The sequence below is a fragment of the Nocardia sp. CC227C genome (genome assembly GCF_030767025.1).
Taxonomy (GTDB): Bacteria; Actinomycetota; Actinomycetes; order Mycobacteriales; family Mycobacteriaceae; genus Nocardia.
Genome location: NZ_JASITE010000013.1, coordinates 89,563 through 107,407 on the forward strand (window position 1 = coordinate 89,563; position 17,845 = coordinate 107,407).

20 protein-coding genes are annotated in these 17,845 nt (G+C 68.1%); 12 read left to right on the forward strand and 8 right to left on the reverse strand.

Features of this window, described 5'->3' with window-relative positions; all coding sequences use genetic code 11:
* Positions 1-60: 60 nt before the first annotated feature.
* The 6 genes from QMO76_RS24980 (at position 61) to QMO76_RS25005 (ending at position 7,429) form a co-directional block, all read left to right on the forward strand.
* On the forward strand, positions 61-1,716 hold the full coding sequence (locus QMO76_RS24980) for a FadD3 family acyl-CoA ligase (protein ID WP_306363758.1): 1,656 nt from the start codon (positions 61-63) through the stop codon (positions 1,714-1,716).
* Positions 1,713-2,594 carry an enoyl-CoA hydratase gene (locus tag QMO76_RS24985; RefSeq protein ID WP_306363759.1) on the forward strand — a complete coding sequence of 294 codons (882 nt, stop codon included), beginning with the start codon at positions 1,713-1,715 and terminating at the stop codon, positions 2,592-2,594. Before QMO76_RS24980 ends, QMO76_RS24985 begins: the two co-directional genes overlap by 4 nt.
* Positions 2,595-3,725 carry an acyl-CoA dehydrogenase family protein gene (locus QMO76_RS24990; RefSeq protein WP_306363760.1) on the forward strand — a complete coding sequence of 377 codons (1,131 nt, stop codon included), beginning with the start codon at positions 2,595-2,597 and terminating at the stop codon, positions 3,723-3,725.
* Between the two features lie 16 nt (positions 3,726-3,741).
* On the forward strand, positions 3,742-4,764 hold the full coding sequence (locus QMO76_RS24995; RefSeq protein ID WP_306363761.1) for an acyl-CoA dehydrogenase family protein: 1,023 nt from the start codon (positions 3,742-3,744) through the stop codon (positions 4,762-4,764).
* A gap of 211 nt (positions 4,765-4,975) precedes the next feature.
* The gene (locus tag QMO76_RS25000) at positions 4,976-6,019 is read left to right on the forward strand and encodes an acyl-CoA dehydrogenase family protein (protein ID WP_306363762.1); all 1,044 of its coding nucleotides are present in this window, start codon (positions 4,976-4,978) and stop codon (positions 6,017-6,019) included.
* 156 nt (positions 6,020-6,175) lie between these two features.
* Entirely contained in the window at positions 6,176-7,429 is a 1,254-nt protein-coding gene (locus QMO76_RS25005) for an MFS transporter (RefSeq protein WP_306363898.1), read from the forward strand.
* Between the two features lie 133 nt (positions 7,430-7,562).
* Here QMO76_RS25005 and QMO76_RS25010 read toward each other — a convergent pair whose 3' ends face one another.
* The 3 genes from QMO76_RS25010 to QMO76_RS25020 are packed head-to-tail and all read right to left on the reverse strand — an operon-like array spanning position 7,563 to position 9,233.
* On the reverse strand, positions 7,563-8,399 hold the full coding sequence (locus QMO76_RS25010; protein ID WP_306363763.1) for a helix-turn-helix transcriptional regulator: 837 nt from the start codon (positions 8,397-8,399) through the stop codon (positions 7,563-7,565).
* On the reverse strand, positions 8,396-8,923 hold the full coding sequence (locus QMO76_RS25015) for a DUF6879 family protein (protein ID WP_306363764.1): 528 nt from the start codon (positions 8,921-8,923) through the stop codon (positions 8,396-8,398). Before QMO76_RS25015 ends, QMO76_RS25010 begins: the two co-directional genes overlap by 4 nt.
* The gene (locus tag QMO76_RS25020) at positions 8,904-9,233 is read right to left on the reverse strand and encodes a hypothetical protein (protein ID WP_306363765.1); all 330 of its coding nucleotides are present in this window, start codon (positions 9,231-9,233) and stop codon (positions 8,904-8,906) included. Before QMO76_RS25020 ends, QMO76_RS25015 begins: the two co-directional genes overlap by 20 nt.
* Positions 9,234-9,454: 221 nt before the next feature.
* Between QMO76_RS25020 and QMO76_RS25025 the strand changes: the two genes are divergently transcribed.
* Both QMO76_RS25025 and QMO76_RS25030 read left to right on the forward strand, forming a co-directional pair.
* Positions 9,455-9,919 (forward strand): hypothetical protein, encoded by a 465-nt coding sequence (locus QMO76_RS25025; RefSeq protein WP_306363766.1) that lies wholly within the window; start codon positions 9,455-9,457, stop codon positions 9,917-9,919.
* Positions 9,920-9,997: 78 nt separating this feature from the next.
* Complete coding sequence (locus QMO76_RS25030) at positions 9,998-10,267, forward strand: hypothetical protein (RefSeq protein ID WP_306363767.1); 270 nt, start codon at positions 9,998-10,000, stop codon at positions 10,265-10,267.
* Here the strand turns inward: QMO76_RS25030 and QMO76_RS25035 are convergent.
* A complete protein-coding gene (locus QMO76_RS25035; protein WP_306363768.1) occupies positions 10,261-11,658 on the reverse strand; it encodes an amino acid permease in 1,398 nt (465 codons plus the stop codon). The two genes, QMO76_RS25030 and QMO76_RS25035, sit on opposite strands and share 7 nt — an antisense overlap.
* A 199-nt stretch (positions 11,659-11,857) precedes the next feature.
* On the opposite strand from QMO76_RS25035, the gene QMO76_RS25040 reads away from it, so the two are divergent.
* Positions 11,858-12,610, forward strand: a complete 753-nt coding sequence (locus QMO76_RS25040) for a DUF427 domain-containing protein (protein WP_306363769.1) — start codon at positions 11,858-11,860, stop codon at positions 12,608-12,610.
* Between the two features lie 48 nt (positions 12,611-12,658).
* On the opposite strand, the gene QMO76_RS25045 is transcribed toward QMO76_RS25040, so the two are convergent.
* Together QMO76_RS25045 and QMO76_RS25050 are read right to left on the reverse strand one after the other, a co-directional pair.
* Positions 12,659-12,934 carry a hypothetical protein gene (locus QMO76_RS25045; protein ID WP_306363770.1) on the reverse strand — a complete coding sequence of 92 codons (276 nt, stop codon included), beginning with the start codon at positions 12,932-12,934 and terminating at the stop codon, positions 12,659-12,661.
* Entirely contained in the window at positions 12,921-13,442 is a 522-nt protein-coding gene (locus QMO76_RS25050) for a hypothetical protein (protein WP_306363771.1), read from the reverse strand. Before QMO76_RS25050 ends, QMO76_RS25045 begins: the two co-directional genes overlap by 14 nt.
* A gap of 116 nt (positions 13,443-13,558) precedes the next feature.
* On the opposite strand from QMO76_RS25050, the gene QMO76_RS25055 reads away from it, so the two are divergent.
* A complete protein-coding gene (locus QMO76_RS25055) occupies positions 13,559-13,969 on the forward strand; it encodes a cupin domain-containing protein (protein ID WP_306363772.1) in 411 nt (136 codons plus the stop codon).
* An 87-nt stretch (positions 13,970-14,056) separates the two neighbouring features.
* Here the strand turns inward: QMO76_RS25055 and QMO76_RS25060 are convergent, their stop codons facing one another.
* On the reverse strand, positions 14,057-14,386 hold the full coding sequence (locus tag QMO76_RS25060) for a hypothetical protein (RefSeq protein ID WP_306363773.1): 330 nt from the start codon (positions 14,384-14,386) through the stop codon (positions 14,057-14,059).
* Positions 14,386-15,594: a Rieske 2Fe-2S domain-containing protein gene (locus QMO76_RS25065; protein WP_306363774.1), complete on the reverse strand. Its 1,209-nt coding sequence runs from the start codon at positions 15,592-15,594 to the stop codon at positions 14,386-14,388. The genes QMO76_RS25060 and QMO76_RS25065 overlap by 1 nt, the downstream gene beginning before the upstream one ends.
* A gap of 197 nt (positions 15,595-15,791) precedes the next feature.
* On the opposite strand from QMO76_RS25065, the gene hsaA reads away from it, so the two are divergent.
* Together hsaA and hsaD are read left to right on the forward strand one after the other, a co-directional pair.
* A complete protein-coding gene (gene hsaA / locus QMO76_RS25070) occupies positions 15,792-16,961 on the forward strand; it encodes a 3-hydroxy-9,10-secoandrosta-1,3,5(10)-triene-9,17-dione monooxygenase oxygenase subunit (protein WP_306363775.1) in 1,170 nt (389 codons plus the stop codon).
* Positions 16,962-16,964: 3 nt separating this feature from the next.
* Positions 16,965-17,843, forward strand: coding sequence for a 4,5:9,10-diseco-3-hydroxy-5,9,17-trioxoandrosta-1(10),2-diene-4-oate hydrolase (gene hsaD / locus QMO76_RS25075; RefSeq protein ID WP_306363776.1), 879 nt, complete (start codon positions 16,965-16,967; stop codon positions 17,841-17,843).
* Positions 17,844-17,845 lie beyond the last annotated feature (2 nt).

The following is a 17,845-nucleotide window of genomic DNA, read 5'->3' on the forward strand; positions in this document are numbered from 1 at the left end:
TAGAGTAACCTACCAAGCACTTGCTTTGTTAGACCCCATTCCCGGACGGCAGGAATTCCGATGACACCACCTCCGCAGACCACTCCGCTGGCTCTGCACGACGCGGCGCGCGCCCACGGCGATGCCCCCGCCGTCGTCGACGGTGCCGTACGACTGAGCTGGGCGGAACTGCTCGACTCGGTGCGCGAGACGGCCCGGGCCCTGCTGGCGCGCGGTATCGGCAGCGGCGACCGGATCGGCATCTGGGCTCCCAACACGCACCACTGGGTGACGGCCGTGCTGGCCACCCACTACGTGGGCGCGGTCATCGTCCCGCTCAACACCCGCTACGTCGCCGACGAGGCCGCGGATGTGCTGGCGCGGGTGGACGCCAAGGCGCTGTTCATCGCGGGGCCGTTCCTGGGCCGCGACCGGCTGGCCGAATTGCGCGCAGCCGCACCGGATCTGAAGATCCGGACGATCATCGTGATACCGGGCGACACCGGCCCGGGCGGCACCGATGATGCCGGGGCGGCTGCCACGGATGATGCAGCCACGATCGGCACGGGTGGCGTCGGCGCGTCCGCCGCCCGCACCGGCGACGACACGCTGACCTGGCGCGACCTGGCCGCGCTGGCCGAACAGGTGAGCACCGCGGACGCCGTCGCCCGCGCGGAATCCGTGTCCCCGGACGACCTTTCGGACATCCTGTTCACCTCCGGCACCACCGGCCGCAGCAAGGGCACGCTCATCGCGCACCGCCAGGCGCTCGCGGGCGCGCGGGCCTGGTCCGAATGCGCGACCCTGAACAGCGCCGACCGCTACCTGGTGGTGCCGCCGTTCTTCCACAACTTCGGCTACAAGGCGGGCATTCTGGCGTGCCTGGTGACCGGGGCGACCATCGTGCCGCAGGCCACCTTCGACGTGCCCGAGACCATGCGGCTGGTGCAGGACCACCGCATCACCGTGCTGACCGGGCCGCCCACCATCTACCAGACCATCCTGGAGCATCCCGCGCGCCGCGACGCCGATCTGAGCAGCCTGCGGGTGGCGGTCACCGGTGCGGCCACCGTGCCGGTCGTACTCATCGAAAGAATGCGCACCGAACTGGAATTCGATGTGGTGCTCACCGCGTACGGGCTCTCGGAGTCCGGCGGCTTCGGCACCATGTGCCGCCCGGAGGACGACGCCGAGACCATCGCCAACACCTGCGGTCGCGCCATCGGCGACTTCGAGGTCGCACTCGCCGACAACGGCGAGGTGCTCATCCGCGGATCCCAGGTGATGCTGGGCTATCTCGACGATCCGGTGGCCACCGCCGACACCATCGACTGCGACGGCTGGCTGCACACCGGCGATGTCGGCAGCCTGGACGGGCGCGGCTATCTGAAGATCACCGACCGGCTCAAGGACATGTACATCTGCGGCGGGTTCAATGTGTACCCCGCCGAGGTCGAACAGGCCCTGGCCCGGCTCGACGGCGTCGCCGAGACCGCGGTCATCGGGGTGGCGGACGAACGGATGGGCGAGGTCGGCAAGGCGTTCGTGGTGCGCAAGGCCGGATCGGGCCTCACCGCCGACGACGTGGTGGCGCACGCCAAGACGCTGCTGGCCAATTTCAAGGTGCCGCGCTACGTCGAATTTCGTGATCAGCTGCCCTACAGCGCCGCCGGGAAGGTGCTCAAGCGGCAGCTGCGCGACGACACCGGCCGTGCGGAGAACGAGGAGAGAGCGTGAGCCAGGAACCAGGGCCGATCCCCGACGAGGGCGAGGTGGTGCGCTACGAGACGCGCGGACCGATCGCGATCGTCACCCTCAACCGACCCGACTACCGCAATGCGCAGAACTCGGTGATGACCTACGCTCTCGACGCCGCCTTCACCCGGGCGGTCGAGGATCCCGAGGTCAAGGTGATCGTCTTGGCCGGTGCCGGAAAGCATTTCAGCGCCGGACACGATATCGGCACGCCGGGGCGCGACCACCACGTTACCTACGAGAACAAGGCCGCGCTCTGGTGGGACCACGTCGACCGCCAGGGCGGCGACCAGCGCTTCGCCCGCGAATCCGAGGTGTACCTGGGCATGTGCCGCCGCTGGCGGGAGCTCCCCAAGCCCACCATCGCCATGGTGCAGGGCGCGTGCATCGCGGGTGCGCTCATGCTGGCCTGGTCCTGCGACATGATCGTGGCGTCGGAGGACGCGTTCTTCTCCGATCCGGTGGTGCGCATGGGCATTCCGGGCGTCGAGTACTTCGCGCATCCGTGGGTGCTCGGCCCGCGCCGCGCCAAGGAGATCCTGTTCACCGGTGAACGCTTCAGCGCCGCACAGGCTTACGAATGGGGCATGGTGAACCGCGTGGTGCCGCGCGCCGAACTGGAGAGCCACACCTTCGCCCTGGCCGAGCGGATCGCGGAGATGCCGCAGTTCGGCCTGGCGCTCACCAAGAAGGCCGTCAACCAGTGCGAGGACCTCATGGGTATGCGCGCCGGGATGGATTCCGTCTTCGGCCTGCATCACTTCGCACACGCGCACAATGCCGAGGTCGGCGCGGATTCCCTGGGCGGCATGAACGCCAGGTCCATGAAGGCGGCCGCCGACCGGAACGGGGTGAGGTAGATGGATCTCGAATTCGATGCCAGGACCGAGGAATTCCGGCGCGAGGTGCGGGAGTTCCTGGCCGCCCACGTACCGGCCGCTCCCCTGCCGTCCATGGACACCGCGGCCGGTTTCGAGGCGCACCGGGAATGGGAGGCCACGCTCGCCGACGCCCGGCTGTCGTGTGTGGCCTGGCCCGCCGAGTACGGCGGCCGGGATGCCTCGCTCACCGAATGGGTGATCTTCGAGGAGGAGTACTACGCGGCCGGAGCGCCGGGACGGGTGAGCCAGAACGGCATCTTCCTGCTCGCGCCGACGCTGTTCGAGCACGGATCGCCCGAGCAGCTGGCCCGCATCCTGCCGAGAATGGCTCGCGCCGACGATATCTGGGCTCAGGCGTGGTCGGAGCCCGAGGCGGGCAGCGACCTCGCCGGCATCCGGTCCACCGCCAAGCGCACCGAGGGCGGCTGGCTGCTGGACGGCCAGAAGACCTGGAGTTCCCGTGCGTCCTACGCGGATTGGGGCTTCGGACTGTTCCGCAGCGACCCGGAGGCGCAGCGGCATCGCGGCCTGACCTATCTGATGTTCCCGCTCACCGCCGAAGGCGTCACCGTGCGGCCGATTCCGCAGCTGGACGGGGAGCCCGGCTTCGCGGAGATCTTCCTGGACAACGTGTTCGTGCCCGATCGGGACGTGATCGGGGAACCGAACAACGGCTGGAAGGTCGCCATGGCCACCTCCAGCAATGAGCGCGGGCTCTCGCTGCGCAGCCCCGGACGGTTCACCGCCACCGCGGCCAAGCTCATCGACCTGTGGCGCACCGTCGCCGACGGATCCGACACCGCGGCGCGGGACCGGGTGGTGGATGCCTGGGTGGGCGCGGAGGCGTACCGGCTGAACACCTGGGCCACCGTCACCCGGCTCGCCGAGGGCGGCCAGCTGGGCGCGGAATCCTCGGTGAACAAGGTGTTCTGGTCCGAACTCGACATCGCCATGCACGAAACCGCGCTGGAGCTGCACGGTGCCGCCGCCGAACAGGAATCGGCCTGGACCGACGGCTACCTCTTCTCGCTGGCGGGCCCGATCTACGCGGGCACCAACGAGATTCAGCGCAATATCATCGCCGAACGCCTGCTCGGCCTGCCGCGATAGTCGACCGGAGGACGACATGCGATTCGCTCTGACAGCAGAACAACTCGACTTCGCGGCCAGCCTGCGCAAGATGTGCGAGGCCGCCAAGACGCCGAATACCGTGCGCACCTGGGCGGCCGGGGATCCGGCCGCCGGGAGGGCGCTCATCCGGCAGCTGGCCGAGGCCGGTGCGCTCGGGCTCACCATCACCGAGGACAACGGCGGTTTCGGGGCCGGGCCGGTGGAACTGGTGGTGGCGGGCACCGAGATCGGCCGGGCCGCCGTGCCCGGACCGCTGGTGGAGACCGCGGCCGTGCTGCCCGCACTGCTCCAGGCCCTTCCGGTCACCGAGCAGACCGGTGCGTGGCTCGGCGGCTTCGCCGAGGGAGCCACGCTGGGCACCATCGCCCTGCCCGCGCCGGGCACCGCCGCGGAACCCCTCGCGGTGGACGCCGACACCGCCGATGTGGTGCTGGTGGCGACCGGTGACCGGGTCTCGCTGGCCACACCGCAGGAGCACATCCGATCGGTGGACGCGGCGCGACGGCTGTTCCCGGTCATCGAGGAAGCCGTGCTCGCCGAGGGCGACGGTGTGCGCGCGGCCATCGCCACCGCCTTCGACGCGGGCGCTCTCGCCACCGCCGCCCAGCTGCTCGGCGCCGGGCGGGCGCTGCTGGACACCAGCGTGGAATACGTCAAGCAGCGTCACCAGTTCGGCAAGCCGATCGGCCAGTACCAGGCCATCAAGCATCACCTGGCGGATGTGCTCATCGGCCTGGATATGGCACAGCCGCTGCTCTTCCGGGCGGCGCTCTCGGCGCAGGACGGGGCGGCGACCGCGGCGCGCGACATCTCCGCGGCCAAACTCGCCGCCGGTGAGGCGGCGTACCGGGCCGCGCGCACCGCGCTACAGGTGCACGGGGCCATCGGCTACACCGCCGAATGCGATCTGTCGCTGTGGATCACGAAGGTGACCGCGCTGCGTTCGGCATGGGGCACACCGGATTTCCATCGCGCCCGGATCGCCGAGGCGCTGCGCTCGGAAGGGACGGCGGCGTGAGGTTTCGGCTGGGGCGGCGAGCGGCGGAGCGTCACCACGCGGGGTGGCACGCACGCCGGAATCGACGCGGCGTGAGCGATTCACGGGGGCGCACGGCAGCCAGGCGTCATCGCCCTACGCCCGGCGGAGGTCGGAACGAGAACAGCGTGGGCGGCTGCCCGCGGCGGCGGAGCGTCGTGCGGCACTCCGTCCGGACCGAGAGGGAATCAGCATGGGTCTGAGTGCGGAACAGCGGGAACTCGCGAGCACCGTGCGCGCGGTGCTGGCCAAGCACGGGGACAGCGCCGCCGTGCGGCGCGGGCTCGAGGGTCCGCGCGGATACGACGAGCAGCTGTGGACCCTGCTGTGCGAACAGGTCGGGGTGGCGGCGCTGGCGATTCCGGAGGAGTTCGGCGGCATCGGGGCCGGGCTGGTCGAATCCCTGCTCGTGGTCGAGGAATTGGGCCGCACGCTGAGCGCGCCGCCCATGCTGGGGTCGGCGGTGCTGGGTGTGCGGGCGCTGCTGCTCGCCGGTGACACCGAGGCGAACGAGCGGCTGCTGCCGGAGGTCGCCGAGGGTGCGCGCACCCTCGCCCTGTGCTGGGCCGGTCGGCGCGGCTGGGACGGGTGCGGTGTCTCGGCCGCGGACGGAAAGCTCAACGGCACCGCGCATTACGTGCTCGACGGGGCGTATGCCGACACCCTGCTGGTGCTCACCGCCGACGGTCTCTTCGAGGTGGACGGCGCGGCGGAGGGGGTCGAGCGCACATCGGTGCCGACCCAGGATCCCTCGCGACGGCTGGCCGAGGTCGGATTCGACGGTGTCGCGGCGCGACGGCTCGGCACCGTCGACACGGATCGGCTGCGCGAGACCGCCTGGCTGGCGGTGGCCGCCGAGCAGGTCGGGGCGGCGCAGCAGTGCCTCGACCTGACCGTCGACTACACCGGGTCGCGGGTGCAGTTCGGGCGGCCCATCGGCAGCTTCCAGGCGCTCAAGCACCGGATGGCCGATATGTACGTGCAGGTGGAGTCGGCGCGGTCGATCGCGCACCACGCGATCGCGGCGCTGGCCGCGGGGGATGTGGACGCGGTGGATGTGGCGGCGGCGCGGCTGCACTGCACCGACGCGCTCAATGCGGTGGCCTCGGAGATGGTGCAGATGCACGGCGGCATCGCCATCACCTGGGAGCACGACGCGCATCTGTTCTTCAAGCGGGCGCATGGCCTGGCGCAGCTGTTCGGCTCGCCCGCGCGGCCGTTGGCGCGACCGGCGTAGGGGAGCATCTCATCGGCACGGGCCGGTGGTCTGGGGCATTCGCCCTGGCCACCGGCCTGTGTGGTATTTCACGGCGGAATATAGTTAGCATACGTAATCATTTTGGTTAGCATATACAACAATTGCCGCGACGATGAGGGAGCCCTTGTGAGCACCATGTCGGATGCCCGGCCCGCCACCGGCGGGACCTCCAGCCCAGCCCGATCCACCCGGAAACAGCCCAAGGCCGTGTGGGCCGTGGCGTTCGCCAGCGTGATCGCCTTCATGGGCATCGGGCTGGTGGATCCGATCCTCAAACCGATCGGGGAGCAGCTGGACGCGTCGCCGTCGCAGGTGACCCTGCTGTTCACCAGCTACATGCTGGTGACCGGCGTGGCCATGCTGATCACCGGTGTGGTGTCGAGCCGGTTCGGGGCCAAGAAGACGCTGCTGGCGGGGTTGGCCATCATCGTCGCGTTCGCGGCCCTGGCGGGCGGGTCCGACACGGTCGGCCAGATCGTCGGCTTCCGCGCGGGCTGGGGGCTGGGCAACGCGCTGTTCATCGCCACCGCGCTGGCGACCATCGTGGGCGCGGCCAGCGGCGGCGTCGCGCGCGCCATCATCCTGTACGAGGCGGCGCTGGGCATCGGTATCGCGGCGGGTCCGCTGGTCGGCGGCTTCCTGGGCCACTTCAGCTGGCGCGCACCGTTCTTCGGGGTGGCGGTGCTGATGGCGGTGGCCTTCATCGGACTGGTGATCCTGCTGCCGGAAACCCCGAAGCCCGCCCGGCCGACCTCCATCACCGCGCCGTTCAAGGCCCTGACCTACCCGGGCCTGCTGCTGGTGAGCATTACCGCCCTGCTCTACAACTACGGCTTCTTCACCCTGCTCGCCTACACCCCGTTCCCGCTGGACATGGGCACCTACGAGATCGGCTTCATCTTCTTCGGCTGGGGCGTGCTGCTGGCCGTGGCGTCGGTCTGGTTCGCGCCGAAACTCCAGCGCGCCTTCGGCACCGTGCCCATGATGGCCGCGGCGCTGGCCCTGTTCGCCGCCGACCTGGCCGTCATGGCCCTGTTCACCGAGCACAAGCCGGTGCTGGTGATCGGCACCGTCCTCGCGGGCCTGTTCCTCGGCGTCAACAACACCCTCATCACCGAGGCCGTCATGCTCTCGGCCCCCGTCGAACGCTCCACCGCGTCGGCCGCCTACAGCTTCGTCCGCTTCGCGGGCGGCGCCGCCGCCCCCTACCTGGCGGGCAAGCTCGGCGAACACCACATGTCCATGCCCTTCTGGGTCGGCGCGGCCTGCACCGCCGCCGCCGTCGCGGTCCTCCTGTCCGGCCGTGCCCTCCTGCGCGGCGTGGACGATCACGACCCCGCACCCCACAGCGTCGAGGAAGCCCAGGCCATCACCCTCGGTGACGACTGAGCGTCCCCGACCGCACAGACCGGCACCCGCGGGCGCCGGTCTTCGTCGGAGTTGCGGGCCATGGCGACGAAGACGACAGCGATAGCGGCGAGGACAAGCCAGCTGAGGCAGGGGTAGCCGCCCCATGGGGTGCCTATCGCCGTTTGTCGAGTTCGGACATGATCAGATGCCGTGCTGGCTCACCGTAGACAGCCTGGTCGGCCAGCTGGGCGAATGCCCTGCCGTAGAGCGCGATCTCTCGTGGCTGGGTGATTGTCAGCTCTGCGCTGAGTGTCTCGACATGGACGAGTCGATTGTCGAACACGATGAACCCGTTCGCGGACGGCGCTTCGTATGCTGTGCGCTCCGGGATGATCCCGAGCAGAATTCGCGGCAAGGTCATCACCGTCAGCAGGCGGTCGAGCTGCCCCAGCATCACCGAGTTGTCCCCCACCGTAGTTCTCAACACCTGCTCACCGATCACGAACGAGAACCGATGGTTGCCCCGATACAAGACCTGCTGGCGTTCAATTCGGGACGCGACGCCTTCGTCCAGATCATCCGGAATACCGTAGAAGCCAATGACCTTCCGAAGAACACCCTCGGCATACTCGGGGGTCTGGAGCAGTCCCGGAACCACTGACGGCTCATACCAGCGCATCGAGCTGGATTCCGCTTCCAGCTTCACCGAGATCCGCTGTCTACGCCGCGTGCCGGTGCCGAGAATCCGCCTCCACTCCAGATAGGCAGCCTGGATGTTCCGCAGCGTCGCAATCAGATCCGGGAGTTGATCAACGCTGTCGGTATGCGTGCACCACGCCCGGAGATCCAGCTCCGAGGGAGTCTGTTTGCCGTACTCGATGCGTGAGACTTTCGACTCGTGCCAGTGCGATAGCTCGGCCAGCTTGCGACCGGTCAGGCCAGCGTCACGGCGAAGCTCCCGGAGTCTGAGTCCGAGAGCTTCCCGTTGTTCGTTTGCGGCGCTGGTCACCTAGTACCGAGTGCCACGTAATCGGCGTGTGGAACGGCTGCCGACCACACGAGGTCTCGAACTTCCCGGCAGTAGTCCACGATCCTCCGGTCCTTCGTCAGAGCCCCACCCGCCCACTGACCGGATGGCTCGAACACCGTGAAGGCTACGGACTGACCATCGAACAACCACCAGTCGTCAGCAGTCAGCCGACCCTGATCTATCAAATGCCTTGGCAGGTAGCGGATATCCTCTCCCGCCTCGATGTTCACACGGGAGACGACCAGCCCCCAGTCCGTGTACGGCGCATGCGGCACCGAGATCACACGTGCACGCCGAACGTGAACACCTCGCCCGGCGACCTCACGAATGAGAGTCGTCCACGGCTTCATCCATGCGTAGTCGTCAGGTTCACCCGCCTTGAACCGCTCGAACGGCTCGAACTCCTCCGATGTCTCGTAGGTGTCCTGCACCTCCAGGTGAAACGCTTCCCGCTGGCAAGCGCGGAGAAGACCATCGAACTCGTCACCTTGCAAGAGCAGCACCGTAAAACGTCCTCTCGCCCTTCGGAACCTCGACAGCCGTCTCGTCCTCGGCTAGATCCAACTGAGCCAACGTATCGAGCTCGGTGATCGGTCGGCCCGACAGGGTGAACGTTCCCCTGCCCGTGTCCTCCATCCGAGCGCCGACGAACGTATCCGGCTCGGCGAATCCGAGCAGCAGGTGAGGTATTTCGACCACACCAGGGATGTCTGTTGCCCACCCCTGCACGACGTACGTTCCGCAGTCGGAAACCAGCAGCGACGGGCAGCCTCCGCCCTGGGAACCGTTCTTGCCCAGCAATCGCAACAGCATGATCAATCCTCTCGTCAAACGGCATGTGGGAGTTTGCGCCATGTATCTCTGATAGTCCTCTGAAATACCCGATGCCACTGCTGAACCGATATAAATTCGCAAATCACTGCAAGCTAGTGGAGTTCGGTGTACCTCAGCTCTTAGCGTCTTGTTCAAGCGTTCGGGGGCGGTGCAGTCGACCGCCTCCGGTCGCCGACCACCGACGAACCAAGGGGAGCGCGATGACCAGGCGTAGCAGGCTCGGAGAGTTCCCCGGCGGTGTGCTGGAGATCAACGCCTACGACGATGACCCCGCCGACGGGCAGCCGGGGGTGTATCTGGAGATCTACCACGCTGCCGACGACGCACAGCGAGGAACCGAGATGCGCTACCGGGCAACGGCAATCGGGTATCTGCGGACCGATATCAGCGGCGTAGCCCAGTTCCGGGACGAGGGCCAGATCCGCAAGCTGGCCGCTCGGCTCGGCTACGACTTCGCCGACATGATCGTCTACGACCCGAAATTCGGTCGGCCACCACTGGCCCGGCTGAAGGCCCAAGCCACCCGGCTCGACGCCGACGCGGTCATAGTCCCCGGCCCCGAGCACTTCGAGGGCGGACAGGTGCCCGGATCACTGGTGCGCCAGGTGGACGTGATCACCGTGACGCCGGAAGAGACCTACGCGCGGTGCGCTGTGCCCATGTGACGCAGCGTGGTTGCGGGCCTTCCGGTGCGCGGTGCCGCACAATCTCGGAAAGGTGCCCGGCGGCGAGAGGGGTTCGCTATGGATAGCGGAGCGTGGGTTGTGCTGATCATGGCCGTGGTGGTGGCGTTCGCGCCGATCTGGCTGCTGTGGTTGCGGCGGCGGAAGATCAAGCGGTACGGGGTCGGCGGCGGAGAATTCAACCATCCGTTGGCGAACATCGGCTACGGCGGCGTGCCGCCGGGGACGACCATTCAGACGGATTTCGGCACGGCGGGGTCGTCCGAACCGCTGCGGAAGAGTTCGGACGATCCGGGTGACGAGGCCGGGGAGCGACGCCGCGATCAGTGATGCAGGACCTCGACCTCGCGGGTCGGGGGCTTCTTGCCGAACTTGGTGCGCAGGGGGTAGAGGGCGGCTACCGCCAGGAGGCTGATGGTGGAGGCGAGGAGTTGGTTGCGCTGGTCGGGGTTGCGGGCCATGGCGATGAAGACGATGGCGATGGCGGCGATGACGAGCCAGCTGAGGTAGGGGTAGCCCCACATGCGGTAGGTGAGGGCGGAGGGGTCCTCGCGGCGGAGGCGGGCGCGAAGACCCAACTGGGAGAACATGATCGCCACATAGACGAAGGCCAGCACCACGCCGATGGAGTTCACCAGAAAGGTGAAGACCTGGTCCGGGGAGACATAGGAGGCGATGACCGCGCCCCACGCGGCGACGGTGCCGAGCAGCACCGCGCGGGCGGGGACGCCGCGCTTGTTCACCTTCACCAGGGCGGCGGGGGCGTCGCCGTCGCGGGTGAGGACGTAGAGCATGCGCGAGGAGACGTAGATGGCCGAGTTCAGCACCGACAGCACGGCGGTCAGGATGACCACCTGCATGATGGTGCCCGCGGCCGGAACGCCCATGTGGTCCAGGGCGCTGACGAACGGGCTCTTCAGCACCTCGGCGTCGTTCCAGGGCAGGATGCAGACGATGAGGAAGATCGAGGCCACGTAGAAGAGGCCGACCCGCCACAGCACATTGTTGGTGGCGCGGGCGACGACCTTCCCCGGCTCCTTGGATTCGGCCGCCGCCACGGTAACGATCTCGGTGCCGCCGAAGGCGAACATCACCACCACGATGGCGGAGAACACGCCGGTGATGCCGTTGGGCACGAATCCGCCGTGCCCGGTCAGATTGTGCAGGCCGCCGTCGGCATCGGGCCACAGGCCGAACAGGTATACCGCGCCCAGCACCAGGAACAGCACGATGGCCACGACTTTGATGGAGGCGAACCAGAATTCGAACTCGCCGAAGGATTTCACCGACACCAGATTGACGGCGGTCATGATCACCAGCAGTGCGGCGGACAGCACCCACTGCGGCAGGTCCACCCATGCGCCGAGAATGGCGGCGCCGGCCACGGCCTCCGCGCCGACCAGGATGACGTACAGGTACCAGTACAGCCAGCCGACCACGAACCCGGCGAACGGCCCCATGGACATGCGCGCGTACTCGGCCAGCGATCCGGCCACCGGGCGGGCCACCACCATCTCGCCCAGGGCGCGCAGCACGCACAGCACCAGCAGCCCGGCCGCCGCGTAGGACAGCACCGCCGCGGGCCCGGCGGTCTGGATGACCGAGCCGGAGCCCACGAACAGGCCCGCGCCGATCGCGCCGCCGATGGCGATCATCGTCATATGACGTCGCCGCAGTCCGGGCCGCAGCCCGTCCCGCTCCTGTGTGATCGGCACCGTCACGCTGACCGCCACCTTCTGGGTTGTTGCTCGAATGTTGCGGCTACACCATATCCGCCCTGGTCATACGACCAGATTCCGAGGTGTGAGCCCGGCCGCCCGGCCCTCGCGGTTCCGGGGCGAGCGGGCTCCGCGCCCGCCGCGGCACGCGAACCACCGGAGCGAAGCGGCGGCAAGCGAATTCGGCGTAGCGTCGGTGGGTATGAGCGAGACGAATCGGAGCGGGGTCCGCGTCGAGCCGTGTGCCAAGCGCGTGCGGACCTATCTCGGAGGTCACCTGGTCGCCGACACCCGCCATCCCGTACTGGTGTGGGAACACCCGTACTACCCCACCTACTACCTGCCCACCGCCGATCTGACGGCCGAGCTCGAGCCCTCCGGCGACGCCCGCGGCTCCACCGAACTCGGCGACGGCACCGTCTTCGACGTGCTGGTGAACAATGTCACCGCCTTCGGCGCGGCCGTGCGCTACCCGGACTCCCCCGTGGCGGAACTGCGGGAGCTGGTGCGACTGGACTTCGACGCCATGGACGCCTGGTTCGAGGAGGACGAGCCCATCTACGTCCACCCGCGCGATCCCTACAGCCGGGTGGACATCCTCGCCAGTTCCCAGCACATCCGCGTGGATATCGACGGCACCACCGTCGCCGACTCCCGCAATCCGCGCATCCTCTTCGAAACCGGCCTGCCCGCACGGTATTACGTGCCGATGACCGACGTGCGCATGGATCTGCTGCGCGAGTCCGACACCACCAGCCAGTGCCCCTACAAGGGGACGGCCTCGTATTGGAGCGTGCGGATCGGCGAGAAGGAGTATCCGGACATCGTGTGGGGTTATCCGACGCCGCTGCCGGAGAGCCAGAAGGTTGCCGGGATGGTGTGCTTCTACAACGAGAAGGTCGACGTCTGGGTGGACGGGGAATTGCAGGCCAGGCCCGCCAGCCCGTTCAGCTGAGCAGCGGCGCGGCCCGGAGATCCATGATCGCCGCGCCGGCGTCGGACATCAGCGTTTGGTCGCCTCCCTGCCGAGTTGGACGGCGCGCACGACGCGCGCGAGGCCGGGACGATCCGCGGGCGCTTCGCTGTCGGCGGGCAGGGTGAGGGTGTGTTCTTCGTGGTCCGGCGTGATCTCGTCGCCGGTCTGGAGCTGCCGCTTGGGTAGCCGTGCGGAGTTCATCGCAGGCTCACCGCCTTTCGTCCTACCTGTTGGTGCCAGGGCGGCCGCCGCGAGATTGACGCTCATGGCGAGCACCCCGACAAGCAGACTAGGGGCGATCACCGCCCAAGGGTTGAGGAGGACGCCGGGGCCGTTCTCCCGGATCATGAGTGCCCAGTCGGCGGCCGGGGGTTTGCGGACCGATCTCGAGGAAGCCCGCGGTCGCCACGATATAGACGGCGGCCACGAACCGCAGCCCGAACAAGGCCGGCAGGATGGCACGCAGATTGGGCAGCACCTCGCGAAACACCAGGTGCTCGCCGCCCGCCGCGGCGGCTTCGACGTAGCCGGATGCCGCGATGGGAGCCGCCGCGCCGGTCACCAGCCGCACCGCGTAGGGCACCCCGGGCACCACCGCCGCCGTGATAATCCCACTCGACCGCCGCCCGGCCATGACAGCGCGATGAACGGCAGCCCGAGCACGGCGGGCACGGGAACCGACGCCGATCCCCCGGCGCAGGCCGGACGCGGCCGATTCGCACGCCGCAGCCGACCTCGGCCACGCCGAGCCGGGCGCGGTCAGCGCTCGGGGCGTGCCGCTGTCGGTCGCGGCGGGACGGATGCGGTTCATCGGCGGCCTCCGGCCGGGCCGCAGCCTTCGACGCCGAGGAGGTGCTCGACGCGCTCGCGGCGCACGGCATCACGTGGCGTGTCGAAGCCCGAATCGTCGAAGCCTAGATTGGTGACATGAGCGACGACCGACCGCCACTGGCCGCCGAACTGGATCTGCTGCCGCATCCGGAAGGGGGCTGGTATCGGGAAACCTGGCGCAGCCCGGTGGAATTCACGCCGCCGGGCTATGTCGGGCCGCGTGCCAGCGCCACGGCCATCTACTTCCTGCTGCTGCCCGGCGAGAAGTCCGCCCCGCACACGGTGGCCTCGGACGAACTGTGGCTGTGGCATCGCGGCGGCCCGCTGGCGCTGAACATCGGCGGCGAGGAGATCGTTCTCGGTCCCGATGTCGAGCGGGGCCAGCGGCCGCAGGCGATCGTGCCCGGCGGCGTCTCGCAGGCGGCCCGCCCCCTTGGCGACGACTACGTGCTGGTGAGCTGCGTCGTCGCCCCGGGCTTCGACTTCGCCGACTTCCGGTTGGACTAGCCGAATACGCTGCGGCACGCGCACCCGCCCGGCACGGTCACGCCCCGCCGCACCGGGGTCGGGGCATGCCGGATACGGCGGCCACCGTCAGGAATCGATCTCGAGCATCCCCTCGGCCACCGCGTGCTCGATTGTCTTCTCGAGGTTGGGGCAGGAGTCGGGCTTGCCGAAGATCGGCCCGGCTTCGGCCATGCGGCGGAAGACCGGGCAGTGTGCGGCCGGGTCGACCGTCCACTGCACCGTCTTCTGGTGGGTGCTGTGCTTGCGCACCAGCACCTCGGTACCGCAGGACTGGCAGGCGAGCGGGGTGAAGCCCGCCTCCATGTAGTGCTTCTTGTCCTCGACCGTCTGGGCGCGCACCAGTGCCTGCCGCTCCGGACGGTCCGCGAAATCGGGTGCCTTCGCCCAGTGGGTCATCAGACGTTCGCCTCCTGCGTGGAGGCGGCCGCTTCGGCCGCCCGCTTCTTGCGCAGGTTCTCGGCGACCTCCAGTTCCCATGCCTCATTGGCCTTGGAGGTGTCGACCTCGAATTCGAAGCGCTGGGTCGAGCGCGGGTCGATATCGGCCACGTCCACGTAGAACTGGTCGTACCAGCGGCGCAGCTGGTAGACCGGGCCGTCCTCCTCGGTCAGCAGCGGGTTGTCGATCTTGGACTTGTGCTTCCAGATCTCGACGTCCTGCAGGAATCCCTCGCTGATGCCGTCGGTCATCTTCGCGGCGAAGCCCTGGGCCTGCTCATCGGGCAGTCCCTTCGGCTTCTCCAGGGTGACGCCCCACTGCAGCACGAAGGAGTTCTGCGTGACCGGGTAGTGGCAGTTGATGAGGACCGAATTCACCTCGAAGCCGCTGTAGATGTTCTTCAGCGGGTTGATCATGTACGACGGGCCGAAGTACGACGCCTCCGACTCCAGCAGCACATCCACCCCGGCCTCGGCCGCGGAACCGATGTCGGGGCGGCCCTTGGTCTTCAGGTACTGGGTGGCGATATGCCCCTCGAAGACGTTCTTGAAGTACGTCGGGAAGGCGTAATGGATGTAGAAGAAGTGCGCCATGTCCACGACGTTGTCGATGATCTCGCGGCAGTTGGAGCCCTCGATCAGCATGCTGTGCCAGGTCCAGGGGGTCCACGCGTCACTCATCCGCTCCAACGGATTGCCCTCGGCGTCGATGAACGCGCCGTCGATGTAGGGAATGGTCACCTCGTCCGGCGGCGGATTGCCCTCGTGGTCGTGCCAGACGAACAGCTGGCCGTTGCGCTCGAGCACGGTCCACGCGCGGGTGCGGGCCAGCGGCGGCACGCGACGCGCGTAGGGGATCGCCTTGCACTTGCCGTCGCCGCCCCAGCGCCAGTCGTGGAAGGGGCAGGCGACCTCGTCGCCCTTGATCTCGCCCATCGACAGGTCGCCGCCCAGGTGGCGGCAGAACGCGTCCAGTACCCGCAGTTCGCCGCCGCTGTCGGCGAAGATCACCAGTTTGGTTCCGAAGACGTTGACCGAATGCGGCTTTCCGTCGCGGAAGGTGTCGGCCAGGCCCAGGCAATGCCAGCCCCGGGCATACCGGGTGGGCATGCTGCCCACGTCGATCTCACGGACCTTTCCGCGGGGCCCCTGGGGGGTTGTTGCCATCGTCCATCCTCCTCTGGAAGTACTAGAACACGTTACAAAATAGTCAGGGTTATGCGCTAGCCAGAAGATCGATGAGCAGGCGAGAGCCACATTCGACCACGGGAGTTGCCGTGTTCTCGACACGGAATAGGAACGTGTTCTAGTCTCGAACCCAGAAGAATACGTTCCCGATCTACCAGGCAGGAGCAACTGGCGAGATGACGCAAGAAGTAGTTGAGCGGGTCGAGGTGCTGCTGCCCACGTTGCGCGACCGCGCACAGGAGGCGGAGGACCTGCGCCGACTGCCCGAGGAGTCCGTCAAGGATCTGCAGGAGACCGGGTTCTTCAAGCTGCTGCAACCGCGCCAGTGGGGCGGGCACGCCGCCGATCCGGTCGTCTTCTACGATACCGTGCGCAAGATCGCGAGTGCCTGCGGTTCCACCGGCTGGGTGGCGGGCATCATCGGCGTGCACAACTGGCACTTGGCGCTGTTCGACCAGCGGGCGCAGGAAGAGGTCTGGGGCGAGGACGCCGACGTCCGCATCTCCTCGTCGTACGCGCCCATGGGCGCGGGCGTGGTGACCGAGGACGGCAGCGGCTACACCGTGAACGGCTCGTGGGCCTGGTCCTCCGGCTCCGATCACGCCGACTGGGTGGTCGTCGGCGGGCCGGTGATCAAGAACGGCAAGCCGGTCGATTTCGGCTCGTTCCTCATCCCCCGCACCGAATACCGGATCGACGACGTGTGGAACGTGGTCGGCCTGCGCGGCACCGGATCCAACACGGTCGTGGTCGAGAACGTGTTCGTACCCAAGCACCGCTTCCTCAGCTTCCGTGCCATGAGCGACTTGAAATCTCCTGGCCTGGAGCAGAATACCGATCCGGTGTACAAGATGCCTTGGGGCACCATCCATCCCACCACCATCTCCACCCCGATCGTGGGCATGGCCTACGGCGCGCTGGAGGCGCACGTGGAGCATCAGGGCAAGCGGGTGCGCGCCGCCTACGCGGGCGAGAACGCCAAGGACGATCCGTTCGGCAAGGTCCGCATCGCCGAGGCCGCCAGCGATATCGACGCCGCCTGGCGGCAGCTGTCGGGCAATGTGGCCGACGAGTACGCCTGCCTGGTCGCGGGCCGGGAGGTGCCGTTCGACCTGCGGGCGCGCGCCCGCCGCGACCAGGTCCGCGCCACCGGCCGGGCCATCGCCTCCATCGACAAGCTCTTCGAAGCCTCCGGGGCCACCGCGCTGGCGAACGGCACTCCACTGCAACGGTTCTGGCGTGACGCACACGCCGGACGGGTGCATGCCGCCAATGATCCCGAGCGCGCCTACGTCATGTACGGCACGCACGCCTTCGGGCTCCCGATCGCGGATACGATGGTGTAACCGATGACCGCAGTGGGAGAGATCACCTTCGAATCCACCTCGCGCTACGCGCAGGTGCGGCCGGACCTGAAGCTGCACTACCACGAGGCGGGCGTCGGCAACGGCCCCACCATCGTGCTGCTGCACGGCGGCGGGCCGGGCGCGAGCTCGTGGTCCAACTTCGCCAAGAACATTCCGGTGCTGGCGAAGGACTTCCACGTCCTCGCCGTGGACCAGCCCGGCTTCGGCCGCTCCGACAAGCCGGTGGACCACCCGCAGTACTTCGTGCACAGCTCCACCGCGCTGAAGGATCTGCTGGACACCCTGGAGATCACCGAACGCGTGCACCTGCTGGGCAATTCGCTCGGCGGCGGCACGGCCACCCGATTCGCGCTGGACTTCCCGGACCGCGCGGGCAAACTCGTACTCATGGGTCCGGGCGGATTGAGCACCAATCTGTTCGCGCCGGATCCGACCGAGGGCGTGAAGCTGCTGTCCAAGTTCAACGTCGAGCCCACGAAGGAGAACCTGGAGGCGTTCCTGCGGATCATGGTGTTCGACCAGTCGCTCATCACGCCGGAACTCATCGAGGAGCGCTTCGCCTCCGCCGCCGCCCCCGAGGCGCTGGCCGCCACCCGCGCCATGGGAAAGTCCTTCGCCGGAGCGGATTTCGCCAAGGGCATGATCTGGCGCGACGCCTACAAACTGCGGCAGCCGGTGCTGATGATCTGGGGCCGTGAGGATCGCGTGAATCCGATCGACGGCGCGCTGGTGGCGCTGAAGATGATCCCGCGGGTGCAGCTGCACGTGTTCGGCGGCTGCGGCCACTGGGCGCAGCTGGAGAAGTTCCACGAATTCAACCGGCTGGCAACCGACTTCCTGCTCGGCGTCAAGGAGAAGTGAGC